This window comes from Streptomyces sp. NPDC059718 (assembly GCF_042733315.1).
In the GTDB taxonomy this organism is placed as follows: Bacteria; Actinomycetota; Actinomycetes; order Streptomycetales; family Streptomycetaceae; genus Actinacidiphila.
In genome coordinates this window covers 37964-60918 of the sequence record NZ_JBHWGA010000056.1, presented here as the reverse complement: position 1 = coordinate 60918, position 22955 = coordinate 37964, and the positions used below count along the sequence as shown (strand labels likewise).

Genomic DNA, 22955 nt, shown 5'->3' with positions numbered 1-22955 from the left:
TGTGTATTACGAGCTCCGGGTGGCGGTGGGGGTGTGGTTTGTGTCCGCCCGGGCGTGGGGGGCGGTGGGGGGGGTGGGGGGGGGGCCCCCCCCCCCCCCCCGCGCCCGCGTGCGGAGCGGGAAGCACTCCACGCGTGGGAGGGTCGGGGCATCGGATCACGCTGTCCCGCAGCGATTGCGGAGGAGTTCCACACCGGGGCCCGCGAGGTCGTCGCAGTAGGTCGCGCGCCCGGTCGTGGCCATGATCAGGGCCACGGTGGGGCCGGACACGAGCGGCCCGGAACCGGTGGCGAACGGGCCGTCGTCCGCGACGAGTCGCAGTCCGCCGATGCGGCCCTTGGCAAGGACCACGAGGTCCGAACCCTGGTAGTACTCGGCGACCTGTGTGACGACCTGGACCGGGTAGTCGTGACGGATGCCCAGCGGGCGCCGGATGTCCTCTCCGTGCACGATCGTTTCGCCCAGCATCGCCATGGCAGACAAGGGAGGCTTGGTGGTGCTCGGGACGACCTGCCGGAATCGCTCGAGGGTCTCGGCCGGAGTGGTACCCAGCTGCTCGGCCAGCCGCATGGCCACCTGTTTGTCGAAGTCGAACCTGCAGCGGATCACTCCCGCCATCCAGCGCACGGCATTGAGGCTCGCGCCCGCGGTCAGGTGCGCCAGCACCTCACGTACCGTCAAGCCGGTGCACAGCGACGGCGTTGCCCAACGCTCGTCCGTCAGATCCGCGAGATCGGCCGCCAGCGCCGCTCGCTCGGCGTGGATCAGGGGCCAGACCCCGGTCCCGCGGGTGCGGTCTGCTGTCAGTTCCGGATCGGTCATATGGCCAGGTCTCCTGTCACGGGGTCGCGCTCTGCGGCAACGGCATTCACGAAGGAGACTCCGGCTCCAGCGCAAAGTCATCGCCCGTGCGCGGCCTATCCTCCGGCACCCGTACCTGGATCTCCCGCGCACCGGCAGCGGTCCGGAACGGAGATGTGAGACTTGACTCTCACAATATGTGAGAGGAGACTCTCACGTCATGGATTCCGGTAACCATCTGGGCGATGTCGAGATCACCGATCCGCGGGCGATGCGGGCGCTGGCGCACCCGGTGCGGCTGGCGATCCTCGAACGCCTTCAGCGGCACGGGCCGGCGACGGCGACACAACTCGCGCCCGATGTGGGGGCCACCCCGTCGGTGACCAGCTGGCATCTGCGGCATCTGGCGGGCTTCGGCCTCGTCCGCGATGCCGAGCCCGGCCCGGACCGTCGCCAGCGCCGGTGGGAGGCGGTGGCGCGCGGCTTCCGGTTCGAGGCGCCGGAGGACCCGGAGGACGAGGAGGGCAGGACGGCCGCGCGGGTCCTGTCCCGGGAGATGTTCGTGCGCTCCGCGGACCTGGCGAACCGGTGGGCCGCCGAGGTCGAGCCCGACCTCGAACCGGCGTGGCTGCGGCGTGCGGGTCTGGCCAACACCCGCGTCGTCGTCTCCGCCGACGAACTCGCCGCCATCGAGGACGCGATCGAACGCGTCCTCGCGCCCTACGTGACACGTGACGAGGCCGCGCGTCCGGCCGACGCCCGCGGCGTCCGGCTGCTGCGTTACGCCCTGCCCGAGGGCGCCGAGGAGCAGACCGGCGGGACGTCATGAGCGCCGCGGACCAGGCCGTACCCATATCGCTCTGGCGTGACCAGAGGTTCCGTCGTTTCTGGGCCGGCCAGTCGGTCTCGCAGTTCGGCGACCGGATCACCGAACTGGCCCTGCCACTGATCGCGGTGGGGGCGCTGCACGCCTCGGCCCATCAGGTGGCGTGGCTGACCGCGCTCATCTGGGCCCCGAACCTGCTCGGGATCGTCCTCGGTGCCTGGGTCGACCATCGCGTCCACAAACGGCGCCTGATGGTTCTCGCCGACCTGGCGCGCGCCGCGGTACTGCTCTCCCTCCCCGCCGCCTATCTGCTGGAGGCGGTGACGCTGGGGCAGTTGTACGCCGTGGCGTTACTGACCGGCGCCGCAGCGGTGCTGTTCAACACCGCCTATCCGCCGTTCTTCGCCCACCTGGTGCCCCGCTCCTCCTACGTGGACGCGAACAGCAAGCTCAGTACCAGCCGGTCGGCGTCATACGTCGCCGGCCCGGCGATCGGTGGCGCTCTGATCCAGGCGCTGACCGCTCCCGTCGCCGTCGTCGTCGACGCCCTGACGTTCCTCGCGTCCGCGATTCTGGTCGGTCGGGTATCGATCGCCGAACCGCCGGCCGTCCCTGACCGAGCGGCACCCCCGCTGCTGCGGCGTGCCAGGGAGGGACTGGCGTTCGTCATCCGTCACCCGGTGCTGCGGGCGAGTCTCGGGTGCGTGGCGACCATCAACTTCTTCACCTTCGTCGCGGGCAGCGGACTGATGGTGCTGTTCGCCAGCCGGAACCTCGGACTGACCGCCGGAGTCATCGGCATGGCGTTCGGGATCGGTGCCACCGGCTCGCTCCTTGGCGCGGTGATCGCGCCGAAGGTCTCGCGAAGGCTCGGCATCGGCCGCAGCATCGCCGTGGGCGCTGTGCTGTTCCCGGCGCCGATCGCCATCGCCGCTGCCGCGGGCGGTCCCCTGTGGGCTCGCGTCGGAGCCTTGGCCCTGGCCCAGTTCCTCTCCGGCGTCGGCGTCATGCTCTTCGACGTCAACCTCAACTCCCTCCAGGCGGCGGTGATCCCCGATGGCATGCGCAGTCGGGTGGCGGGCGCGTACAGCACGATCAACTACGGCGTACGCCCCGTGGGCGCCGTCCTCGGCGGCCTCCTCGCCACCCTCATCGGCCTCCGGGTGACCCTCCTCGTCGCTGCCGTCGGCGGAGCGCTGTCGCTGCTCTGGCTGCTGCCCTCGCCGATACCACGCATCCGCGCCCTGACCCCAGACCATCCGGTAGCTCCGGACACCGATACGGACCGGGACGCGCAACCATCGCCTTCCTGACCCGCCTGGGAACCCCCCGGGCGGAACGTGGGCCTGGCTGCCGGAACGACTGCCCCTCACCGGCGCGGCTGCCACGCGCCGGTGAGGGGCGGTTGCCCGTGGGCGTCGCGGTCCGAAGGGTCAGACCCGGTCGGCCGCGATGAGCAGGTACTGGAAGCTGCCGTTGCGGTAGGCGGTCAGGAACGTGTCCTCGATGCCAGTGACCAGGTGGTCCGCCTGCTTGCGCAGCTCCCAGTAGGGGATCGCGGCCTCGGTCAGGTCCTCCACGTGGACCGGTACCAGACGGTGGCGCGCCATCGCCCGGAAGTACGCGGAGCGTGGGTGGATGTCGCAGATGTAGTGCGCGTTGATCAGGGACACCTCGCGCGAGGCCTGACCGTAGGTGTCGTTGTAGCAGCCGGTGACGGTCACGTACCGTCCGCCGCGGCGCAGCAGACGGGCGTGCTCGGCGAACAGCAGGTCCAGCTCGACGTACATGGTGGACTCGTTGTTCCAGGACGCCGCGTACCCGCCGGTCTCGAAGCCCGTGTCGAGCATGTTGCGGTGGTGGTAGCGGACCTTGTCGTCGATGCCCCGGGCACGGGCCTGGTCGTTGGCGAAGTCGGCCTGTTTGGTGGAGAGGGTGACCCCGTCGGCGTGGCAGCCGTAGCGAAGATGCGCGACGACGCTGCCGCCGCCGCGTCCGCAGCCGGCGTCGAAGACGCGGTCGTCCGTGGAGAGGTTCCCCAGGTTGGAGGCGAGCAGTTCGGCCTGGGCGTGCTCCAGGCGGTGCAGTTCGGCGGTGATGCGCTTGCGCCGCCGGTCGGGATCGGGTTCGTCGAGGACCGAGGTGTCGGCCTCACCGATGCCGTAGTGGTGGTGGTACAGGTCGTCGATCTTTCCGAGTTCGAGGTTGACCGGGTTCTCCTCGGCGTTCCAGTAGTCCGCGATCCGGCTCTGGTAGGTGGACTGGGCCGGGACCGGAAGGACCGCGGGCCGGACGGCAGGGGCGTGGGTCAACTGTTGCTCCTCGTGGTGCGGGTGCCATGTGCCGGTGGGTCACAGGCGGCGGTTACCAGTAGTCGGGCAGGTGGTAGCGGTGGCTGTTGGTGGCGTGCCACTCGTGGTTGCCGGACACCCAGGCGGCGAGGCCCCGGGCGTAGCGCTCCACGAGGGGCGAGGTGGCGGAGAGCAGGGCCGATTCCTCTTCGAAGGCCGCCATGATCGTGTTGTGGATCTCGACCGACCGGAGGTAGGCGGCCTTCAGCCCGCGCCGCTCGTTGGCGGCGACGACCTGGGGCAGGTTGAGGTGTGACGGGTCGCTGGCCAGTTCCTTGGTGAAGGAGTACAGGTCGTTGACGATCGTCGTGGCGTTGCAGGCCAGGGCCGTGATCCGCTGGATCTCGGGGCGGGCGTAGGCCTGCTCGGGCAGTTCGTAGCCGTCCACGGCGTCCACGATGGAAAGGCAGGGGCGGAAGTTGTTGAACTGCCGCATCACGAGGTACTCCCAGACCTGCGGCACGTAGCGGGTCTCCGCCCAGGCGGCCTCGGCCAGGTAGCCCAGGTGCAGCCGGGCGACGTCGTGCACGAACCGGTCGGTCTGGCTGGGTGTGGCCAGGACGGCGAAGTCCCGCAGCGCGAGGTGGTAGGAGCGCAGCGGGCCGTCCGCCCGGACACCTTGCCGCCACTCCTCCTCCAGTGCGGGGGTGCCGTGGTACGGGTCGAGTGCCGACTGGGCGATGACCAGGCGCCCGCCGAGGCCCTTGCGCGCTCCCCCGCGGCCCTCGTCCTCCTCGCAGTAGCAGGAGTCGACGATGTTCTCGGCGAGCAGCAGCTTGCCTGCGGCCGTGAGGCGCTCCAGGTCGGCGGCCCCCGGGTGCTGGAGCACGACGGCACGGCCGAACTGGAAGCCGGCGAAGTCGCCCTGCCAGGCCGCCGGGAACAGGTCGTTGGCGCGGGCCCAGGCCTCCACGCGCAGGTCGACCTCCTGCACCTTCTCAGGGTCGGCGGGCACCGCGGGCCGGTACAGCAGCCCGGGGATCGCGCCGTGGCGCCGCGCTCTCGCGCTGCGGGCGGGGCTGGGGGGTCCGGGCAGGGTGAAGGCGGTGGGGTGTGTGGTCACGGGATGCTCCAGGCCGTCATTCGGGGAGCCGGCCGACCTGGACGTTCTCCAGGATCCCTGCCGCGTCGGGCACGAGGATGGCCAGCGAGTAGTAGGCGGTGACGAGGTAGCTGATGATCGCGGCGGAGTCGATGCCCATGAACCGGACGTTCAGGCCCGGCTGGTACTCCTCCGGGATGCCGGTCTGGTGGAGGCCGACGACGCCCTGATCGGCCTCGCCGGTGCGCAACGCGATGATGCTGGTGGTCTGGTCGTCACTGATCGGGATCTTGCCGCAGGGCAGGATCGGGACCCCGCGCCACGCCGGCACGTCGTGGCCGTCGAGGTTCGCGGTGCCGGGCATCAGGCCGCGCCGGTTGCACTGCCGGAAGAAGGCGGCGATCGCCTTGGGGTGGGCGAGGAAGACCTTCGTCTTGCGGCGCATCGACAGCAGCTCGTCCATGTCGTCCGGGACCGGCGGGCCGGAGAAGGTGCTGACGCGCTGGCCGTAGTCGACGTTGTGCAGGAGGCCGAACTCCCGGTTGTTGACCAGCTCCCACTCCTGGCGCTCGCGGATCTCTTCGACGGTCAGGCGCAGTTGCTGCTCGGTCTGGTCCATCGGGTCGTTGTAGAGGTCGGCGACGCGGCTGTGGAGCCGCAGGACGGTCTGGGTGAGGGACAACTGGTACTCGCGCGGGGCGAGGTCGTAGTCCACGAAGCCGCCCGTCAGCGTCGGCTCGCCCACGTGGCCGGCCTGCACCGGGACGTCGGCCTCGCCCTTGCGGTTCATCGGCCGGTGCTGCCGGTCGACGTAGGACCGCAGATGCGCGCCGAGGGAGGGCGCACGCTGCGTGAGGTCCTCGACGGCGGCCCAGGGCATCGCGAGGACGACCCCGGCCGTCTCGGCCCGCACCGAGGCCGACCACAGCGGGTCGGGCTGTCCCACGGCCTCGTCGCCCAGTTGGTCGCCGTCCGTGACGACCCCGATGATCCCCTCGTCGCCGTACTTGCCGCAGGTGTAGCGGGTGAACCGGCCGCGGACGACCAGGTACACCTCCGTCACGGGCTGGCCGGCCTCGAAGAGCACCTGTCCGGCGCGCACCTCCTGGGGCCGGAAGTGGCCGGCGATGTCCCGCAGGACGTCCGTGTCGGCGTAGCCGCGCAGGATCGGCAGCTCCGTGAGCGACTGCGGGATGACGCGGATGTCGTCGCTCCCGTTGTGCTCGAAGTGCACACGGCCACGGTTCGTGCGCAGTTGGAGGCGTCGGTTGACCCGGTACGTGCCGCCCTTGACGTCCACCCACGGCAGGGCCTTCAGCAGCCACCGCGAGGTGATGGCCTGCATCTGCGGTTCGGACTTGGTGGTCGTGGCGAGCTGGCGTGCCGCGCGGGTGCTCAGGCTCGTGAGCTGCTCGGCCGCGGGATCAGGCGCGGGTTCTTCGACGGCGGGACCGGTGGCGCTGTCCAGTGTGGACACATTCCCTCCAGCAGGGCTGGTGAACGAACACGGGGCGACCGCCGCGGTCGGTGACGACGTGACGGCGGCGACCCCGTGATCCACTCAATCAGGACGGTCCGGGCGCGGGGTACGGCGTGAACGGGGCGGATCAGCGCTCCGGGGGTGGCAAACCTGCTGTTGGGGGCGGGGGTGGCCGACAGTGTGCTCCTGCGCCTCCGGACCGCTTCCGTGAGCCGTGTGACATCACCCTCCGGAGAAGATTGACCACCACGAAACCACCGCCCAAACACCCGGGACACCAAGACGCCGGGACATACGGCCCCCGACATCCCGGGCCCCGCCGCCGAGGGCCGAAGGCGTCCAGGCGAACGTCGGGCCTGGCCGGGCGTGAGGTCGGTCCACGACACCGGCGGTGGCCTCGTCCGTCCGGGTGACACGCTGCGCCACCACCCCACGCGGCGTGCCACGTCACCCGTGCGCGTCCGCACTGCACACCTAGGGTGACGCCCAGGAGGTGGCGGATGCGAGTGGGGTTGCACGCGCTCGGCATCGGTGACGGGGCCCGCCCGGAGGTCATCGGGGCGGTGGCCACGGCCGCGGAGACGCACGGCTTCGCCAGGCTCTGGTGCGGCGAGCACGTGGTCCTCGTGGACGCGCCCGCCTCTCATTACCCCTACTCCCCGGACGGCCGGATCGCCGTACCCGCGGACGCGGACTGGCTGGACCCGCTGCTCGCCCTCAGCTACGCGGCAGCCGTCACCAGCCGGATCGGGCTCGCCACCGGCGTGCTCCTGCTGCCCGAGCACAACCCGGTCGTAGTCGCCAAACAGGCCGCCACACTCGACGTCCTCTCAGCCGGACGCTTCTGCCTCGGGGTCGGGGCCGGCTGGTCGGCCGAGGAGTTCGCAGCGCTCGGGGTCCCCTTCGCCGGGCGCGGGCGGCGCGCCGAAGAGTACCTCGCCGCGATGCGCGTCCTCTGGACCGAGGATCCGGCCTCCTTCGCGGGCGAGTTCACCCGCTTCGACGCGATCCGGGTCAACCCGAAGCCCCTGCGCGGCGGCCGGCTCCCGGTCGTGGTCGGCGGCCACAGCGACGCCGCCCTGCGCCGCGCGGTCAGGCACGCCGACGGCTGGTACGGCTTCAACGTCCCGGTGGCCGACGTCGGCTCGCACGTGGCCGTCCTCGCCGACGAGTGCGCCCGACACGGTCGCGCCTTCGACGAGCTCACGGTCGCCGTCGCGTTGAGCGACGGCACGCCGGAGGATCTGCCGGGCCTCGCCGCGGCGGGCGTCTCGGAACTCGTCGTCGTCGGCGCACCCCCGAGCGGTCCCGACGCGGCAGCCACCTGGGTCGCTGAACTCGCCCGGACGTGGATCAGCCGGGCGGAGTGACCCTGGTGGGGCCGTCGGCGCAATGACCCGCAGACCCGGGCCCTAACGCTTCAAGCTCGCCAGGAGCGGATGCCGTTCGGCGGCGGTGAACACGTCGGCCTTGCCGCTGACGATGTCGCGGGCGAGTTCCACCGGGGCGTAGGGCGCGTTGAGGGTGTGGCCGCCGGCCGTCATGTAGGCCACCGCGGCCATCGCGCCGAACAAGGCGTTGCGAGCGGGGAGGGGGCGGAGCTGGATGATGGTGTGCATCAGGGCGGCCGCACGCCAGGCCTCGTCGTAGTCGGCGCCGAAGGCCGGGGTGTTCACGCGGTGCCGGGCGACGACAAGGATCACCCTGCGTTGCCTACCACGGACATTCAGTAGCCGACCGGGGGATCCCTCGCAGCTCAGCGGGTTCCGGCCGTCAGGCCACCGGGGCGTCGAAGTCGATCGGGTACCGGAACTGCCAGGCGTTCTTCTCGGGCTTCGTCAGCTTGAACATCGTCGGCAGCAGCGCGTCGCGGATCACCCGCGCGACCGGGCCCGCGGCCTTGCGGGCGTTGGTGCGGGCGGTCTCCTTGATGATCCGCTCCACCCTGGGCCGGCGCAGTTCCTCGTAGCGGGCCAACGCCTGAGGCAAGGGCAGGTCGCGCAGGCAGCGGGCGAGTTCGACGGAGCTCTCCGCGGCGAGCGAGGCGCCCTGGCCGGAACTGGAGGAGGGCGCATGGGCGGCGTCCCCGGTGAGGACCATCCGGCCGCGGCTCCAGCGCACCGGCTGCGGCATGCTCTCGGTGCTGCCGGCGAAGACCATCGTCTTGGGGTCGGTGGCCGCCAGCATCCGTCCGGCCGGGGTGGCGTCGCCTTCGCAGACCTTCGCCAGGTGTTCCAGCCAGTAGGCACCGCCGCGCTCGCGCTGCTCGTTGACCGAGAGCGGCTGCGCCACCGGCAGGTTGACGAACCACAGGCCCGTGCCGTCGGCGAAGACCTGCCAGGCGAAGAAGCAGCGCTTGCCGAAGGCCATGTGCATCATGCCGTCGGTGGGCGCGACTCCGGCGTCGGCGACCATGGCGCCGAACCCGGCCGTGCCCGCGAACCGCGGTGCGGAGGCGGTCGGGTCGATCAGGCCGCGGACCGTGGAGCGCAGTCCGTCCGCGCCGATGAGCACGTCCGCGGTCGCCGTGCTGCCGTCCTCGAAGCGCGCGGTGACACCGTCGGCGTCCTCGCTCGCGTCGACGATGCGCCTGCCGTAGACGGTGGCCACGCCCCGCTCCCCGGCGGCCTCGCGCAAGGTCCGGAACAGCTCCGCGCGGAACACGAAGCGCGTCGGATCGATACCGGGCAGCGTGCCGAACTCGGCCAACTTCCTGCCGTTCCAGCTCTGCAGCACCATGCCGTTCATCTCGGTGCTGACCGCGCGGATCGCGTCGCCCACGCCGATCGCGTCGAACGCCTGGAATCCGTTCGGCGCCAGTCCCATGCCGCCGCCGACCTCGTCGGCCGGGCCTTCGTACGCCTCGAAGACCGTCGCCTCGATGCCCGCCTGCTGGAGCGCCATCGCGGTGACGGGACCGGCGATACCGCCGCCGATGACCAGTGCGGAGCGGACCTTGCCATTCGTGGTGCCAGTCGAGTTCGTCATGACTGGATAGTTGCACTGCAACTAGTCTCTAGTCAACTAGTTCAACCGTGGGTAGCATCGAGCCATGAGCACTGCGCCCCGGAGTTCCCCCCTCGCCCTGACCGTCCTGGCCCTGCTGCACTACAAGCCGCTGCATCCCTACGGCATCCAGCGGCTGCTCAAGGAATGGGGCAAGGACCAGGTCGTCAACGTCGGTCAGCGGGCCGGCCTGTACCGGACCATGGAGCGCCTGCTCGCCGCCGGGCTGATCGCGGTCCGCGAGACGGGCAGGGACGCGCAGTACCCGGAGCGCACGGTCTACGAGGTCACCGAGACGGGCAGCGAGACGGCGCACCGCTGGCTCGACGAGATGCTCTCCACGCCGAAGCAGGAGTTCCCCGAGTTTCCCGCCGCGCTGTCGCTGATCATGATGTTGACGCCGGAGGCACTGCGGGATGCGCTCGGCCGCCGCGCCGAGGCCCTGGAGGCCGCCCTCACCAAGCACGACGCGGACCTCGCCCGGGAAACGGACAGCGGGCTGCCGCGGATCGCGACGCTGGAGCTGGGGTACGTGCGCACGATGACGGCGGCGGAGCTGGCATGGGTCCGGGGCGTCCTGGCCGATTTCGCCGACGGACGCCTGGCCTGGTCACCCGAGGAACTCCTCGCACACGCGGGCGACGACGGGTGACCGCCGGGGCGGCCGGGGCGGCCGGGCAGTGCCGCGTCACTTCCCGGCAGGGCCTCCGGTGCCCGGGGCCAGCAGCCCGCGCAGGACGTTGCCCTCCGTCGTCAGATAGCTGGAGCGGTAGTCGAAACGGCGCGCCCGGGCGAACATCAGGAAGTAGTACTTGGCGTTCTCGCTGAACCAGTACGCCGGGGTCAGGTCCCCCAGCTTCATCGGGGACGCCGTCACGTCCCGGACGACCGTGTAGCCGTTGCGGACCTTGCAGTAGCGCTCCTGACGGCCGAACATCTCGCGGGCACGGGCGCGGTACAGCTCCTTCCCGGTGGTGAGCCACAGGAGCAGACAGGAGTTGGCGTACTCCGGGCGCAGCGGATAGGACGGGTCGATCGCGCGCAGGGTGCGGTAGTCGAAGAGGTCCGGCGGCAGGCGGAAGGTGTCGAGCGCGGCGGTCCAGCTGTCGAGGTAGCTCTCGCCGCCGGCGAGGCGGCCGCTCTGGGCGAGCAGGCCGGCGTAGAAGGCGGTCAGCCCGGACTCGACGTGGCCGGCGGGGCGGCCCGTGGCCATCTGCGCCTGCCGGAACCACAGCCGCCCGGTGTCCCGGTCGGCGAGGTACCTGAAGATCCCGGCGGTCAGCGTGGTGTACCAGGTGTGCAGTTCCTCGTCGCCGTAGAGTGCCCAGCCGTGCCACAGACTCTCGTAGAAGGAGTCGACCGGCGGATCGAGGGTGGCGGTGGTACCGGTCCACGCCCCGGTGTCGACGTTCATGCTGGTGCCCACGAGGTCCAGCCGCGAGCGGCGTTCGTAGACGGCACGCAGCGCCCGCTTGGCCGCACCGTAGTAGGAGCGGTCGCCGGTGAGCCGGGACAACTCCCCGAACTCGGTGATGCAGGTGCCGATCTCGGCGAGGTAGTTGACCCCGCCGCCGACCGCGCCCGTGGAGAGGTTGACGTAGCGGTAGGGGGCGCCCGTGGGCGACTTGACGAAGGCGGGCATCAGCCGGTCCGCGAGGTCGCGGGCCAGATCCAGCAGCACGGGTTCCCTGGTCGCCAGGTGCCCCGACAGCAGCCCGCCGACCAGCCGGATGATCGATTCGAAGACCTGGACCGGCACGTCCTGATCGAGGACGAGTTCGTTGCGCACCCAATGGACGGCCGCGGCCAGGTCCTCGTCCAGCTCCATCAGGTACAGCGTGTCGAGCGCCTCGACGATCGTCAGGCCGAACGTGTGACCCCGGGCGAAGAAGTCCGCTCCGCGGCCACGCAGCGGCCGCAGCTCGTCACGGCCCCAGGCCAGCCGCCGGTAGGCGTCCCACGCGCGGCGGAACGAGGCGACGGCCTCCTCACCCAGGTCCGCGTACGGATCGGGCGCGGCGTCGGCAGCCGCACGCGGCACGGCCGGCACGGCGGCGACGGGCGTCAAGGCGGCGACGGCACCGAGCAGCCTGCGGCGTGACACTCCGCCAGGCCTCACGAAACTTCCCATAACCGCACACATGCCCCAAAAGCTGCCCCTCCTTGCCCGGCCCTGGGAGACATCACCACATTGACGGGACATCCTTCCGATGACCGGCTCAAGCGGCGACGCCGACCCCGTAGCGGTCAGGGGCTTTCCGCCACCGCGGCGGCGAGACGCGCCACGAGCGCCGCAACCGCGGCACGCAGCTCCTCCCCGCCCTCGACGCGGAAGGCGAACGGCACTCTTGCCAGCCATTCCTGCGCGTACATCTCCGGGTTGCGGGTACTGCCGACCAGCACGCATCCCTCCCCCGAGGGCTCCAGCCGCCCCATGGGCGGCCGGATCCACGGGGCCACCTCGGACAGGGGCGCGTCGAACACCACGCGGGTGGAGAACTCCCACCCCAGACCCAGGTTCTCCTCGAGCGCCGCCACCGGGTCCAGGCCCTCGGGCGGCTCGAATCCGTGACCGGTCGGCCGGACCGCACGGATCCGGTCGAGCCGGTAGGTGCGGATCGCGTCCGCACGATGGGAGTGGCACAGCACGTACCAGCGCCCGTAGCGGACGACGATGGACCAGGGATCCACCTCCGCCTCCCACTCGTTGCCGGCCTCACTGCGGTACGTGACCGACACGCGCCGCCGGGCCGCGACGGCGTCGACGAGTTCGCTGGTGATGGCCGGATCGGGGCGCGCCGCGTACGGGTCCCCCGCGGCCGACGCGTACTCCCGCAGCAGCGCCGCCTGTTGGCCGACGCCCTCCGGAAGCGCCTTGACGACCTTGCCCAGGGCGGCGCCGACCAGGTCGTCGGTGTCGGCCGCGGCCGGCTGCGCGCTGAGTACCGCCATCACCAGGCCGAGGGCCTCGGACTGCGTGAAGTGCACCGGAGGCAGCCTCGTCCCGCGTCCCAGCCGGTACCCGCCATGCGGCCCCCGTGCCGACTCCACGGGGATGCCGGCCTCCCGGAGGATCCCGACGTACCGGCGCGCGGCGCGCTCGGTGACGCCCAGCCGCACGGCGAGTTCCCCGGCCGTCGTACCGGGGCGGGTCTGGAGGATCTCCAGGGCGCGCAGCGCCCGCGCGGTGGGGCTCAGATCGTTCGGCACGGGAGCAGGTTAATCCCAATGAACCGGCAGTGGATCGTCCGGATCTCCTCCTACGGTGGCGTCCACGAACTTGGAGAAGGGAAACCGACCATGGACATCCTGCTCATCGGCGGCCTGTGGCTGAACGGATCCGTGTGGGACCGCGTCGCGCCCGCGCTGGAATCGCTCGGCCATCGCCCCGTGCCACTCACCCTCCCGGGCCAGGGGGACGGCTCCGTGTCCGCCACCCTCGACGAACAGTTGGCCACGGTGCTCGCCGCGGTGGACGCCGCACCCGGCAAGCCCCTGGTGGTGGGGCATTCCGCCGCCTCCACGCTGGCCTGGCTGGCTGCCGACCGGCGGCCGGAGCGGGTCGCCAAGGTCGCCCTCATCGGTGGTTTCCCGACCGCCGACGGTCAGCCGTACGCGGACTTCTTCGAGGTGACCGACGGCGTCATGCCCTTCCCCGGCTGGGGCCCCTTCGAGGGGCCGGACGCCGCCGACCTCGACGACGGGGCCAGGCGAGAGCTGGCGGCCGCCGCGATCCCCGTGCCCGCGGGCGTGTCCAAGGCAGTGGTGCGACTGACGGACGAACGGAGGTTCGACGTCCCGGTCGTGGTCGTATGCCCCGAGTTCACGCCCCCGCAGGCGCAGGAGTGGATCAACGCCGGTGACATCCCGGAGCTCGCCCGGGCCAAGCACGTCGACTTCGCCGACATCGAATCGGGCCACTGGCCCATGATCACCCAGCCCGCCGAACTGGCCCGGATCCTGGCCCGGGCAGCCGACGCGGCCTGACGAGGGGTCCACCGGGCCCGGACGCAGAGCGGCGGAGATCATCCGGACCGCGGTGGCCCAGGGTGACCCGCCGACCTGCAACGAGAACTCATACGTCGCGGCGGGCCCGCACGGCGCCGGTTCCCCGCAGGGGATGGAGCCGGGCGGGTGGGTGCTCGATCGGCAGGTCGGGGCGCCAGGTGGTCAGGCACTGGGCACTGGGGACGAACAGGCCGTTCGGGAGCCGGTCGAGCGGCCACCACCGCCAGTCGCCCACGCTCTCGCCGGGTTGGTCGGCCGGCTCGCCGTCCCATGCGGTGATCACCGCGGCCACGGTCGCCCGCAGCACGCCCTGGGCTTCGTCCAGGAGCAGGCCGAGCAGCTCGACGTCCTCCTCGCGTACGGTGCAGCCGGTTTCCTCCTTCACCTCACGGGCGGCGGTGCCGGCCAGGGACTCCCCCCTTTCCACCGAACCCCCGGGCAGCTCCCACGTACCCCGCCGGTGCCGGCCCAGCAGAAGACCGCGGGGGCCGTGGAGGATCGCCCCGACGCCGAGGGCGGTGTTCGGCGGCGGCGGGCCGGTGGTGCGGGGGCGGCTGGTGACCCGGGTGCGCCGACGTACGCGGAACAGGCGGCAGGACGTCGGGACACCCTCTTCCGGCGCGTCAAGGACCTCGATCCGCTCGACGACGAAGCCGTGCTCCTCCAGTAGGTCCCGCCACAACTCCGGTGTCAGGATCCACATCTGCACGATGAGCTGCCCGCCGCCTGCCAAGGGCAGGATCTGCGGGCGGGCCGTGACGGTGTCCGAGGGGCCCTGGCCGTCGGAGTCGGTGTGCAGGACCGAGAACACCAGCCTGCCGCCCGGTGCCAGCGCGTCCGCGACGGCGGGCAGCAGCCGGCGCGGGTCGACGTACGCGAAACCGTGGACGGAGTAGATCACCTCGTACGGATCCGCCCGCCGCAGATGGTCGACCGCGTCGGACAGGATCAGGCGCAGTCCCGGCACGGCGGAGTAGCGTGCGGCGGCGCGCTCGTACTGGGTGGGCGAGGCTTCGACGGCGTCGACGTCGGCACCGTGCGCGCGGACCAGATGGGCGGCATGCCTGCCCAGACCCGATCCGAGGTCCGCGACCCGCCGGCCGCGCACGTCGCCCAGGGCCTCCACGCCGTGCCCGTCCGGCCAGAAGCCCCAGGAGATGTCGTCCGCGTCGGGAACGTCGGTGCCTCTGGCCACGTGGTGGGCCCCGTAGGCGGTCCAGGCGTCGGCGTTCGTCACTTCCGCAGGATCCACAGTGCTGTCCTTACCCCACGGTGCGGCCGCGCCTGCCCATGACGGCCATTCGACACCACACCACGCGCCGCCGTCGATGAGCGTGCGTGCGCCGAAACCCGACGAGCCGTCAGATCACTTTCGCCGTCGCACCGTAGACATCCGACCTACTCACGTCGCGGAGCCTTGAACCTCACGCCGGAGATGGGGAAATCACGGACTAAAAGTCCATAAGATCAACAGCGGCGAGGGCAAAGGTCGGGTTAATTTGGCATCAGCCGTTGACATGGGCGAAACAAGTTGATTATTTATGAATACTTTTCGTGGGCTGCTGTGACCCTGGAAGGGAACCCTTGCCGTGTCCGCTTCTTCCCGACGTGACTTCCTCCGCCTGGCCGGCGCCACCAGTGGCGCTCTCGCCCTGTCGAGCGGCCTCTACCCGTTCGCCGCACATGCCGCTCCCGCCCGTCCGACCAGCGTGGACATCGTCCCGGAAGGGAAGGCCACGTCGATCTGGTACCGCACGCCCGCCAACGAGGCGCGCATCATCCAGGAGGCACTGCCGGTCGGCAACGGCCGGCTGGGCGCGCTGGTCGGCGGCGATCCGGCGGACGACTTCCTCTACCTGACCGACGGCGCGTTCTGGACCGGCGGCACCAACGACAACCTGACCGACGACGGCCAGTTGCCGTACGGTCCGGACGACTTCGGCAGCTTCGGCCTCCTGGCCAAGCTCCGGATCGCGCTGCCCGGCCACTCCGGCGAGGCGGTGAGCAAGTACCGTCGCCGGCTCGACCTGAGCAACGGCGTGGTCTCCGCGGAGTACCTGCACGAGGGCAACCTCCACCGGCGCGAGGTGTACGCCAGCCATCCGGACGACGTGGTCGTCGTCCGGCTCAGCGGCGGGCCGCACACCGGTACGGTCTCGCTGGCCGGCACGCACGGCGAGACCACCGCGGGCGGCAGCGGGCACGTGTCGTTCGCCGGGACGCTGAAGAACGGTCTGCGCTACGCGGCGGCGGTGACCGCGGTCAGTGCGTCGGGCCGGGTCAGTGTGGAGGGCGACAAACTGTCCTTCGCCGGGTGCCGGGAACTGCTGATCGTGGTGTGCGGCGGCACCGACTACTCCCCCGACGCCACGAAGAAGTTCCGCGAGCCGGGCACCGATCCCCTCGCGGTGGCCCGCGCCAAGATCGCCGCCGCGGCGAAGGTGCCCGGCAACGAACTCCTCAAGACCCACGTGTCCGACTACCACCGGCTCTACAACCGGTTCAGCATCGACCTGGGCGAGTCGTCGGCGCTGCAGCGGTCCCTGGACTCCTGGTCGCGCATCGCCGTGAGGTACACCGACGCGACCACGCCGGACCCGGAACTGGAGGCCGCCTACGTCCAGTACGGCCGCTACCTGACCATCACCGGCTCCCGCGACTGGCTGCCGATGAACCTGCAGGGCATCTGGGTGCACAACAACAACCCGGACTGGTACGCCGATTACCACACCGACATCAACGTCCAGATGAACTACTGGCTGGCCGACCCGGCCGGCCTCGGCGAGAACGCGTACGCCCTCGCCCGGTACTGCGTGTCCCAGCTGCCGGTCTGGACCGACGTCACCAAGCGGCTGTACAACGACGAACGCAACCGGTTCCGCAACAGCACGGGGAAGATCGCCGGCTGGGCGGTCGCCTTCTCCACCAACATCCACGGCGGCAGCGGCTGGGCCTGGCACCCCTCCGGCAACGCCTGGCTGTGCAACTCCCTTTGGCGGCACTACGAGTACAGCCAGGACCGCGCCTACCTGGAGCTGATCTACCCCGTCCTGAAGGGGGCCGCGGAGTTCTGGCAGGCGCGCCTGATCACCACCACGGTCACCGGCACGGACGGCACGTCCCAACAGGTCCTGATCGACGACACCTCCTGGTCCCCGGAACACGGTCCGGACGGGAAGGGCAACACCTACGGGCAGGAACTGGCGTGGGAGCTCTTCGAGGAGTTCAAGGCCGCCTCCCGCGTGCTCCACCGCGACACCGAGCTGGCCGCCGAGCTGAGCGCGATGCAGGCCAAGCTCTACCTGCCCCGGGTCAGCCCGAAGACCGGCTGGCTCGAGGAGTGGATGACCCCCGACAACCTCGGCGAGGTCACGCACCGGCACCTGTCTCCGCTGATCGGCTTCTACCCGGGCGACCGGATCGCCGCCGACACCAGCCCGGCGGAACTGCTCGAAGGGGTCCGTGCCCTGCTCACCGCGCGCGGCATGGACAGTTTCGGCTGGGCGTGCGCGTGGCGGTCGCTGTGCTGGTCCCGGCTGAAGGACGCGGAGAAGGCCTACCAGCTGTACCTGACGGTCCTGCGGCCGTCCATCACCAACGGCAACGGCACCTCCGCCAACTGGTTCGACATGTACAGCCAGGGCAGCTACACGATCTTCCAGATCGACGCGAACCTGGGCGGTGCCACCGCCGCGCTGGAGATGATCCTCTACTCTCGGCCGGGCGTCATCGAGCTGCTGCCCGCACTCCCCCAGGCCTGGGCGGCCAAGGGTTCGGTGACCGGCGTCGGCGCCCGCGGCGGCTTCGAGGTGGACCTGTCCTGGCGCAACGGCAAGGTGACCGAGGCCACCGTCCGCAGCACCGGCGGGACCGCCACCGAGCTGCGCGCCGGCGCCTTCCGCAAGCAGCTCACCCTCAAGCCCGGCAAGTCCGTGACGATACGCATCCCCTAGCCACGGTCTTCGTGACGGCCCGCCGGTCCCCCCGGCGGGCCGTTTCGCATTCCCGGTTCCGCTCCGCGGCCGCATCCGTGGCCCGGTGGGACGTCCGGCTCGCCGGTTCCAGCAGACGGGAAAAAGCAAAGGCAAGGAGACCTCTCTCCTCGCCACTCTCAAGGTATAGCGCACCGGGGGGCTTGCGGCAAGGCCCGGGGGGTGGCGCACAATCGTCGGCCGAAGCCACAACCTGCGGAAATGAGGGCACGACGTGCAGTACGTGATCGATCTGCCAGAGGTCGACGAAACGCAGGTCACTGTCGTCGGCGGCAAAGGCGCGCACCTGGGCGGGCTGTCGCGGATCGACGGCATCCGCGTGCCGGGCGGCTTCTGCGTGACGACGGACGCCTTCCGGCGGGTCATGGCGGAAGCCCCGTCGATCGACGACCGGCTCGATGAGCTGTCGCGCCTGGACCCGGACGACCGCGAGGCGATCCGCACGCTCAGCGCGCAGATCCGCCGGGCCATCGAAGGGATCGCCATCCCGGACGATCTCGCGGCGGCGATCGCCCGCCCGCTCACCCGGCTCGGTGAGCAGGCCGCCTACGCCGTGCGGTCCAGCGCGACGGCGGAGGACCTGCCGACGGCCTCCTTCGCCGGCCAGCAGGACACCTACCTGAACGTCGTGGGGCCGGCGGAGATCCTCCGGCACGTCAGCCGGTGCTGGGCCTCGCTGTTCACCGAGCGGGCCGTGACCTACCGCCGGCGCAACGGAATCGACCACCGTACGGTCCACATGGCCGTGGTCGTGCAGCAGATGGTGTTCCCGCACGCGTCCGGCATCCTGTTCACGGCCGACCCCGTCACGGGCAACCGGAAGCTCGCCACCGTGGACGCCGGCTTCGGCCTCGGCGAGGCCCTGGTCTCCGGCCTGGTGAACCCGGACGTCTTCACGGTGCGGGACGGCGAAGTCGTCACCAAGGCGATCGCCGCCAAGCAACGTGCCGTTCACGCCCTGCCGACCGGCGGCACGCACGAAGTGGCCATCGACGCGCAGCGGCAGGAGCAGCCGGCGCTGACGGATGCGCAGGTCGTACGGCTCGTGCAGCTCGGGCGGCGGATCGAAGCGCACTTCGGCCGCCCGCAGGACATCGAATGGTGCCTGGTCGACGACGCCTTCCAGATCGTCCAGAGCCGGCCAATCACGACGCTGTTCCCCATCCCCGAGGCCGGGGACGAGGAGAACCACGTCTACGTCTCCGTCGGCCATCAGCAGATGATGACCGACCCCATGAAGCCCCTGGGGCTGTCCATGTGGCAGCTGACGGCCATGGCGCCGATGCACGCGGCCGGCGGGAGGCTGTTCGTCGACGCCACCCGGCGCCTGGCCTCACCCGCGAGCCGCGCCGCCCTCCTGGACGTCATGGGGAAGGGCGATCCACTGGTCAGGGACGCCCTGGAGACCGTCCTCGACCGCGACGACTTCGTACCGTCGCTCCCGGACGCACCTCCCGGCGGGCTCCCGTTCGGCGCTGCTCCCGCCCCGATCGAGACCGATCCGGCCATCGTCACCGAGCTGATCAAGCGCAGCCAGGTGTCCATCGCCGCCCTGGAGCGCGACATCCAGGCGAAGACCGGCCCGGCGCTGTTCGCCTTCCTGCTGGAGGCCTTCGAGGAGCACAAGCGGGCCCTCGGTGATCCGCTGAACATGCAGGCGATCATGGCGGGGATGGAGGCCACCTGGTGGCTCAACGACAAGCTGCAGGAGTGGCTGGGCGAGAAGAACGCGGCTGACACACTCACGCTGTCCGCCCCCGACAACATCACGTCGGAGATGGGACTGGCGCTGCTCGACGTCGCGGACGTGATCCGCCCGCACGCGGAGGTGGTGGCGTTCCTGCAGGGCGTACAGGACGAGGGCTTCCTGGACGAGCTGCCGAAACTCGCGGGCGGGACCAAGGCGCGCGACGCCATCGAGACCTACCTCGACCGGTACGGCATGCGCTGCGTCGCCGAGATCGACATCACGAGGCCGCGCTGGCGCGAGCGCCCCACCGCGCTCGTGCCCGTGATCCTCGACAACGTCAGGAACTTCGAGCCGGGCGCCGCCGAGCGACGCTTCGAGGAAGGTCGGCAGAAGGCGCAGGAGAAGGAACAGGACGTGCTGTCACGCCTGCGGGCCCTGCCGGACGGGGACCGCAAGGCCGACGAGACCAAGGGGATGATCGACCGGGTCCGAACCTTCATCGGGTACCGGGAGTACCCGAAGTACGGCATCGTCAGCCGCTACTTCGTCTACAAGCGGGCCCTGCTGGAGGAGGCCGAACGCCTCGTGCGGGCCGACGTGCTCGCCGACAAGGAGGACGTCTTCTACCTCACGTTCCAGGAATTCCACGACGTGGTGCGCTCGCACCAGGTGGACGCCCCGCTCATCCAGCAGCGCAAGGACGCCTTCCGGTCGTACCAGGCGCTCACACCGCCCCGGGTCCTCACATCGGACGGCGAGGCCCTCACCGGGGCGTACCGGCGCGACGACGTGCCGGCCGGCGCCCTGATCGGCCTCCCGGTCTCCGCCGGGACCGTCGAGGGACGTGCCCGCGTCATCCTGGACATCGCGGAGGCCGATCTGGAGGCGGGCGACATCCTGGTCACGACCTTCACGGACCCCAGCTGGTCGCCGCTGTTCGTCGCCATCGCGGGCCTGGTGACCGAGGTGGGCGGTCTGATGACCCACGGCGCGGTGATCGCCCGGGAGTACGGCCTGCCGGCCGTCGTGGGCGTGGACCAGGCCACCCGGCGGATCCGGGACGGGCAGCGGATCCGCGTGCACGGAACCGACGGGTACGTCGAGATCCTGCCCTGACGGAGAGGGGGTTGTGCGCCGGGAATCGGGCGCACAACCCCCCGCACCCATCTCGGGACCCACGCGTGCGGCGTTACGCGGCGGGGTGGGGGGACAGGAGCCGGGCGAGCCAGTCGGTGCGGGTCCGGCGGGCCGTGGCCGAGATGCGCGCCTGCGGGTACAGGGCGTCGAAGCCGTGGAAACCGCCTGCCCAGACGTGGAGTTCGGCTTGGCCGCCAGCCGCCCAGATGCGGGTGGCGTAGTCGGTGTCCTCGTCGCGGAAGACTTCCGCGGAGCCGGTGTCGACGTAGGTGGTCGGCAGGCTTGAGAGGTCGTCGGCCAGCGCGGGCGAGACGTACGGGGACACCTCGTCGCCGGTGCGGTCACCGAGGACCGCGCGCCATCCGAACGCGTTCATCTCGCCGGTCCAGACGCCGGGCCCGCCGGAGTACTGGCGGCTGGAGACGGTGGTGTCGCGGTGGTCGAGCATGGGGCAGATCAGCATCTGGGCGGCGATGGCGGGGGTGCCGAGGTCGCGGGCCAGCAGGGTGACTCCGGCCGCGAGTCCACCGCCCGCGCTGGCACCGGCGACCACGATCCGGGCGGGGTCGATACCCAGTTCCTCGGCGTGTTCGGAGATCCAGAGCAGGCCCTGGTAGCAGTCCTCGACGAGGGTGGTGCCGGTGGCCTCGGGGGCGAGCCGGTAGTCCACGGAGGCGACGACCGCGCCGAAGGTGTCGAGCCACTCCAGCGGCATGTCGATCTTTGACATCCTCCCCGTCCTAATGGACGGGGATTCCTGGCTCACGTGGGCTGGGGACCAGCGGTCCTCCAGCGCTTACACGATCGGCACCAGCCGGGTTGAGACCAGCCCGGACCAGCATCACGCGGGCGGAGTTCTTGTCCCTGGGGGACACGGCTCCGCACGCGGTGCAGGTGTAGGTACGTTCCGAGAGTGGGAGTGCGTGCTTGGTTCTCGCTCCGCACGACGCGCAGTCCATGGTGGTGTGCGCGGGATGCACCAGGCGGACGTCCCGCCCGTGCTTGCGGCCCATCTCGATCAGAGCCGTCTTCGTGGCGCCGATCGCGGCGTCCGCCGCCTTGCGCGCCATGGTCGTCTTCGCGAGGAACTTCGGCCGGAAGTCCTCGACCGCGATGACGTCGTGGTCGCGCACGACGCGCTTGGCCCACTTGCGGGCGGTGTCCTGCCGCCGGCGCGCCACCTTCTTGTGCAGCTTCGCCGTCTGGTGCCTGGCCTTGCGGTAGCCCCTGGACGCGGACTGCCCACGAGCAGGCTTACGGCGGGCCATCATCTTCTGGTACCGCGCGAGACGCTGCGCGGCGGTCTTGCCGTGCCGGGCGTGCGGCAGGTCGTGGGCGTCGCTGGTGGTCGTCGCGGTCTCACGCACGCCCCAGTCGATACCGATCACGGCGCCGGTGGCAGGTAGCGGCTCCGGGGTAATGGCGATGACGAACGAGGCGTACCAGTGGCCGAGGCGGTCCCGGTACACGCGTACCGACGTGGGTGCGGACGGCAGGTCGCGGGACCACACCACCGTGAGCACGATGCCACCGGCCAGGTGCAGACGTCCGTCCTTGAGCCTAAAACCCCGGGTGGTGTAGTTCAGTGTCGGCGCGGCCTCCCGCTTGCGCTTGATGCGGGGCATCCCGGCCCGCTGCCTCATCGGCAGCCGCGTCGCGATGTCCTTCAACGCCTTGGTCCGGGACTTGGCGAAATCCCGGATGACCTGCTGCTGCGGCACCGAACTGCCCTCCCGCAGCCACGCCATCGACCGCCGCGCCTCGGTCAGCATCCTGTCCAGCTGCGCGGGGCCGCACGTGATCTTCTGCCCGGCACTCTTGTTCAGGCCGTGGACCTTGCGGGACACGGTCACGCACTCGTTCCACACCCACCGGCAACGCGCCCACTCCGCCTCCAGAGCGGCACGCGCCGTGGACGACACACGCAGCCGGTAGGTGTACCGGGCATGCCCGACCCCCTGCTCGGCCACCACGGTCGTCGTCATGCTCCGGAACCTAACAGCCCCCACCGACAATGGAAGAGAGCGCATGTCAGGACGGATATGCAGAGAGCTCCGCCGCTTCGCGGCTCCGGCTCAAGGACCCATTCCTCCCCGGCCTGAAAGCCCGGGCATCCATGTCGGCCAGGAGATCACGCAGTTCGGGGTCGAGGGCGGGTCGCGGCGTGGTCGTGGAGGTGGTCGCGGGCATGCTCGCGCTCATGGTCGTGGGCCTTTCGTGAGGTGGTGACGGACGGCAGGTCGGGGACGGGGTCACCCGGGCAGCGGCTTCCGGCTTCAGAAGGCGGCCTTGCCGCGGACCGGGACGTAGTCGGTGTACGCGGGCTCTTCGGCCAGCAGTCCGGCGATCTGCGCCACGATGGCCTGGGCGGCCTCGCCGGCGAAGATCCGGTGGTGGTCCTCCTCGCTGGTCCATCCCTCGGTGACGTGGACGACGTCGGGATCGGAGGCGGAACGGGAGACGAGGTAGACGAGGCAGTGTTCGCTCGCGCCGGGGCTGCCCTCGTTCAGCCCGGTCAGCAGCAGGTCGACCAGCCGGTCGCCCGTGCCGGGCCTGGCGGTCAGGGTGGCGTTGAAGCCGTACTGCGCAATCATGGATTCCTTCTTCCCGGTGATGGAGTGG

At 70.8% G+C, this 22955-nt stretch carries 18 protein-coding genes and 1 pseudogene; 7 read left to right on the top strand and 12 right to left on the bottom strand.

Annotation, left to right across the window (positions count from 1 at the left end; genetic code table 11):
• Positions 1-156: 156 nt before the first annotated feature.
• On the bottom strand, positions 157-822 hold the full coding sequence (locus ACFV3E_RS39685) for a maleylpyruvate isomerase family mycothiol-dependent enzyme (protein WP_500540344.1): 666 nt from the start codon (positions 820-822) through the stop codon (positions 157-159).
• A 199-nt stretch (positions 823-1021) separates the two neighbouring features.
• Here ACFV3E_RS39685 and ACFV3E_RS39680 point away from each other — a divergent pair, with 199 nt between their 5' ends.
• Together ACFV3E_RS39680 and ACFV3E_RS39675 are read left to right on the top strand one after the other, a co-directional pair.
• Complete coding sequence (locus ACFV3E_RS39680; protein WP_500540342.1) at positions 1022-1630, top strand: ArsR/SmtB family transcription factor; 609 nt, start codon at positions 1022-1024, stop codon at positions 1628-1630.
• Positions 1627-2940, top strand: coding sequence for an MFS transporter (locus ACFV3E_RS39675; protein ID WP_500540340.1), 1314 nt, complete (start codon positions 1627-1629; stop codon positions 2938-2940). The genes ACFV3E_RS39680 and ACFV3E_RS39675 overlap by 4 nt, the downstream gene beginning before the upstream one ends.
• Before the next feature lie 120 nt (positions 2941-3060).
• Here the strand turns inward: ACFV3E_RS39675 and ACFV3E_RS39670 are convergent, their stop codons facing one another.
• The 3 genes from ACFV3E_RS39670 to ACFV3E_RS39660 are packed head-to-tail and all read right to left on the bottom strand — an operon-like array spanning position 3061 to position 6497.
• Positions 3061-3939, bottom strand: coding sequence for a geranyl diphosphate 2-C-methyltransferase (locus tag ACFV3E_RS39670; RefSeq protein WP_500540338.1), 879 nt, complete (start codon positions 3937-3939; stop codon positions 3061-3063).
• 52 nt (positions 3940-3991) lie between these two features.
• Positions 3992-5041, bottom strand: coding sequence for a family 2 encapsulin nanocompartment cargo protein terpene cyclase (locus ACFV3E_RS39665; protein ID WP_500540336.1), 1050 nt, complete (start codon positions 5039-5041; stop codon positions 3992-3994).
• Positions 5042-5057: 16 nt separating this feature from the next.
• Positions 5058-6497 carry a family 2B encapsulin nanocompartment shell protein gene (locus ACFV3E_RS39660; RefSeq protein WP_500540334.1) on the bottom strand — a complete coding sequence of 480 codons (1440 nt, stop codon included), beginning with the start codon at positions 6495-6497 and terminating at the stop codon, positions 5058-5060.
• A 503-nt stretch (positions 6498-7000) separates the two neighbouring features.
• On the opposite strand from ACFV3E_RS39660, the gene ACFV3E_RS39655 reads away from it, so the two are divergent.
• Positions 7001-7870 carry an LLM class F420-dependent oxidoreductase gene (locus ACFV3E_RS39655; RefSeq protein WP_500540332.1) on the top strand — a complete coding sequence of 290 codons (870 nt, stop codon included), beginning with the start codon at positions 7001-7003 and terminating at the stop codon, positions 7868-7870.
• Positions 7871-7912: 42 nt separating this feature from the next.
• Here ACFV3E_RS39655 and ACFV3E_RS39650 read toward each other — a convergent pair whose 3' ends face one another.
• The gene (locus ACFV3E_RS39650) at positions 7913-8203 is read right to left on the bottom strand and encodes a toxin Doc (RefSeq protein WP_500540330.1); all 291 of its coding nucleotides are present in this window, start codon (positions 8201-8203) and stop codon (positions 7913-7915) included.
• Between the two features lie 70 nt (positions 8204-8273).
• Entirely contained in the window at positions 8274-9488 is a 1215-nt protein-coding gene (locus ACFV3E_RS39645) for an FAD-dependent oxidoreductase (protein ID WP_500540328.1), read from the bottom strand.
• Between the two features lie 64 nt (positions 9489-9552).
• On the opposite strand from ACFV3E_RS39645, the gene ACFV3E_RS39640 reads away from it, so the two are divergent.
• Positions 9553-10158, top strand: a complete 606-nt coding sequence (locus ACFV3E_RS39640; protein ID WP_500540326.1) for a PadR family transcriptional regulator — start codon at positions 9553-9555, stop codon at positions 10156-10158.
• Positions 10159-10194: 36 nt separating this feature from the next.
• Here the strand turns inward: ACFV3E_RS39640 and ACFV3E_RS39635 are convergent, their stop codons facing one another.
• Together ACFV3E_RS39635 and ACFV3E_RS39630 are read right to left on the bottom strand one after the other, a co-directional pair.
• Positions 10195-11610, bottom strand: coding sequence for a glycoside hydrolase family 47 protein (locus tag ACFV3E_RS39635; RefSeq protein WP_500540324.1), 1416 nt, complete (start codon positions 11608-11610; stop codon positions 10195-10197).
• 143 nt (positions 11611-11753) lie between these two features.
• The gene (locus ACFV3E_RS39630; RefSeq protein ID WP_500540322.1) at positions 11754-12716 is read right to left on the bottom strand and encodes a helix-turn-helix transcriptional regulator; all 963 of its coding nucleotides are present in this window, start codon (positions 12714-12716) and stop codon (positions 11754-11756) included.
• Between the two features lie 90 nt (positions 12717-12806).
• Between ACFV3E_RS39630 and ACFV3E_RS39625 the strand changes: the two genes are divergently transcribed.
• Positions 12807-13493, top strand: a complete 687-nt coding sequence (locus tag ACFV3E_RS39625; protein ID WP_500540320.1) for an alpha/beta fold hydrolase — start codon at positions 12807-12809, stop codon at positions 13491-13493.
• Between the two features lie 88 nt (positions 13494-13581).
• Here the strand turns inward: ACFV3E_RS39625 and ACFV3E_RS39620 are convergent, their stop codons facing one another.
• On the bottom strand, positions 13582-14751 hold the full coding sequence (locus tag ACFV3E_RS39620; RefSeq protein ID WP_500540318.1) for a bifunctional class I SAM-dependent methyltransferase/NUDIX hydrolase: 1170 nt from the start codon (positions 14749-14751) through the stop codon (positions 13582-13584).
• A 352-nt stretch (positions 14752-15103) separates the two neighbouring features.
• On the opposite strand from ACFV3E_RS39620, the gene ACFV3E_RS39615 reads away from it, so the two are divergent.
• Both ACFV3E_RS39615 and rph read left to right on the top strand, forming a co-directional pair.
• The gene (locus ACFV3E_RS39615; RefSeq protein ID WP_500540316.1) at positions 15104-17467 is read left to right on the top strand and encodes a glycosyl hydrolase family 95 catalytic domain-containing protein; all 2364 of its coding nucleotides are present in this window, start codon (positions 15104-15106) and stop codon (positions 17465-17467) included.
• A 253-nt stretch (positions 17468-17720) separates the two neighbouring features.
• Positions 17721-20312: a rifamycin-inactivating phosphotransferase gene (rph, locus tag ACFV3E_RS39610; protein WP_500540314.1), complete on the top strand. Its 2592-nt coding sequence runs from the start codon at positions 17721-17723 to the stop codon at positions 20310-20312.
• 73 nt (positions 20313-20385) lie between these two features.
• Here rph and ACFV3E_RS39605 read toward each other — a convergent pair.
• The 3 genes and pseudogenes from ACFV3E_RS39605 to ACFV3E_RS39595 form a co-directional block, all read right to left on the bottom strand.
• A pseudogene (locus ACFV3E_RS39605) lies at positions 20386-21066 on the bottom strand (alpha/beta hydrolase fold domain-containing protein); the annotation flags it as partial.
• 7 nt (positions 21067-21073) lie between these two features.
• The gene (locus ACFV3E_RS39600; protein ID WP_500540312.1) at positions 21074-22318 is read right to left on the bottom strand and encodes an RNA-guided endonuclease InsQ/TnpB family protein; all 1245 of its coding nucleotides are present in this window, start codon (positions 22316-22318) and stop codon (positions 21074-21076) included.
• A 291-nt stretch (positions 22319-22609) separates the two neighbouring features.
• Positions 22610-22927 (bottom strand): putative quinol monooxygenase, encoded by a 318-nt coding sequence (locus tag ACFV3E_RS39595; RefSeq protein WP_500540309.1) that lies wholly within the window; start codon positions 22925-22927, stop codon positions 22610-22612.
• Between the last annotated feature and the right edge of the window lie 28 nt (positions 22928-22955).

Bases quoted from the DNA above. Each gene is read 5' to 3' on its own strand.
- ACFV3E_RS39685 (WP_500540344.1), bottom strand. From the start codon at position 822: ATGACCGATCCGGAACTGACAGCAGACCGCACCCGCGGGACCGGGGTC.
- ACFV3E_RS39680 (WP_500540342.1), top strand. From the start codon at position 1,022: ATGGATTCCGGTAACCATCTGGGCGATGTCGAGATCACCGATCCGCGG.
- ACFV3E_RS39675 (WP_500540340.1), top strand. From the start codon at position 1,627: ATGAGCGCCGCGGACCAGGCCGTACCCATATCGCTCTGGCGTGACCAG.
- ACFV3E_RS39655 (WP_500540332.1), top strand. From the start codon at position 7,001: ATGCGAGTGGGGTTGCACGCGCTCGGCATCGGTGACGGGGCCCGCCCG.
- ACFV3E_RS39645 (WP_500540328.1), bottom strand. From the start codon at position 9,488: ATGACGAACTCGACTGGCACCACGAATGGCAAGGTCCGCTCCGCACTG.
- ACFV3E_RS39640 (WP_500540326.1), top strand. From the start codon at position 9,553: ATGAGCACTGCGCCCCGGAGTTCCCCCCTCGCCCTGACCGTCCTGGCC.
- ACFV3E_RS39625 (WP_500540320.1), top strand. From the start codon at position 12,807: ATGGACATCCTGCTCATCGGCGGCCTGTGGCTGAACGGATCCGTGTGG.
- ACFV3E_RS39600 (WP_500540312.1), bottom strand. From the start codon at position 22,318: ATGACGACGACCGTGGTGGCCGAGCAGGGGGTCGGGCATGCCCGGTAC.
- ACFV3E_RS39595 (WP_500540309.1), bottom strand. From the start codon at position 22,927: ATGATTGCGCAGTACGGCTTCAACGCCACCCTGACCGCCAGGCCCGGC.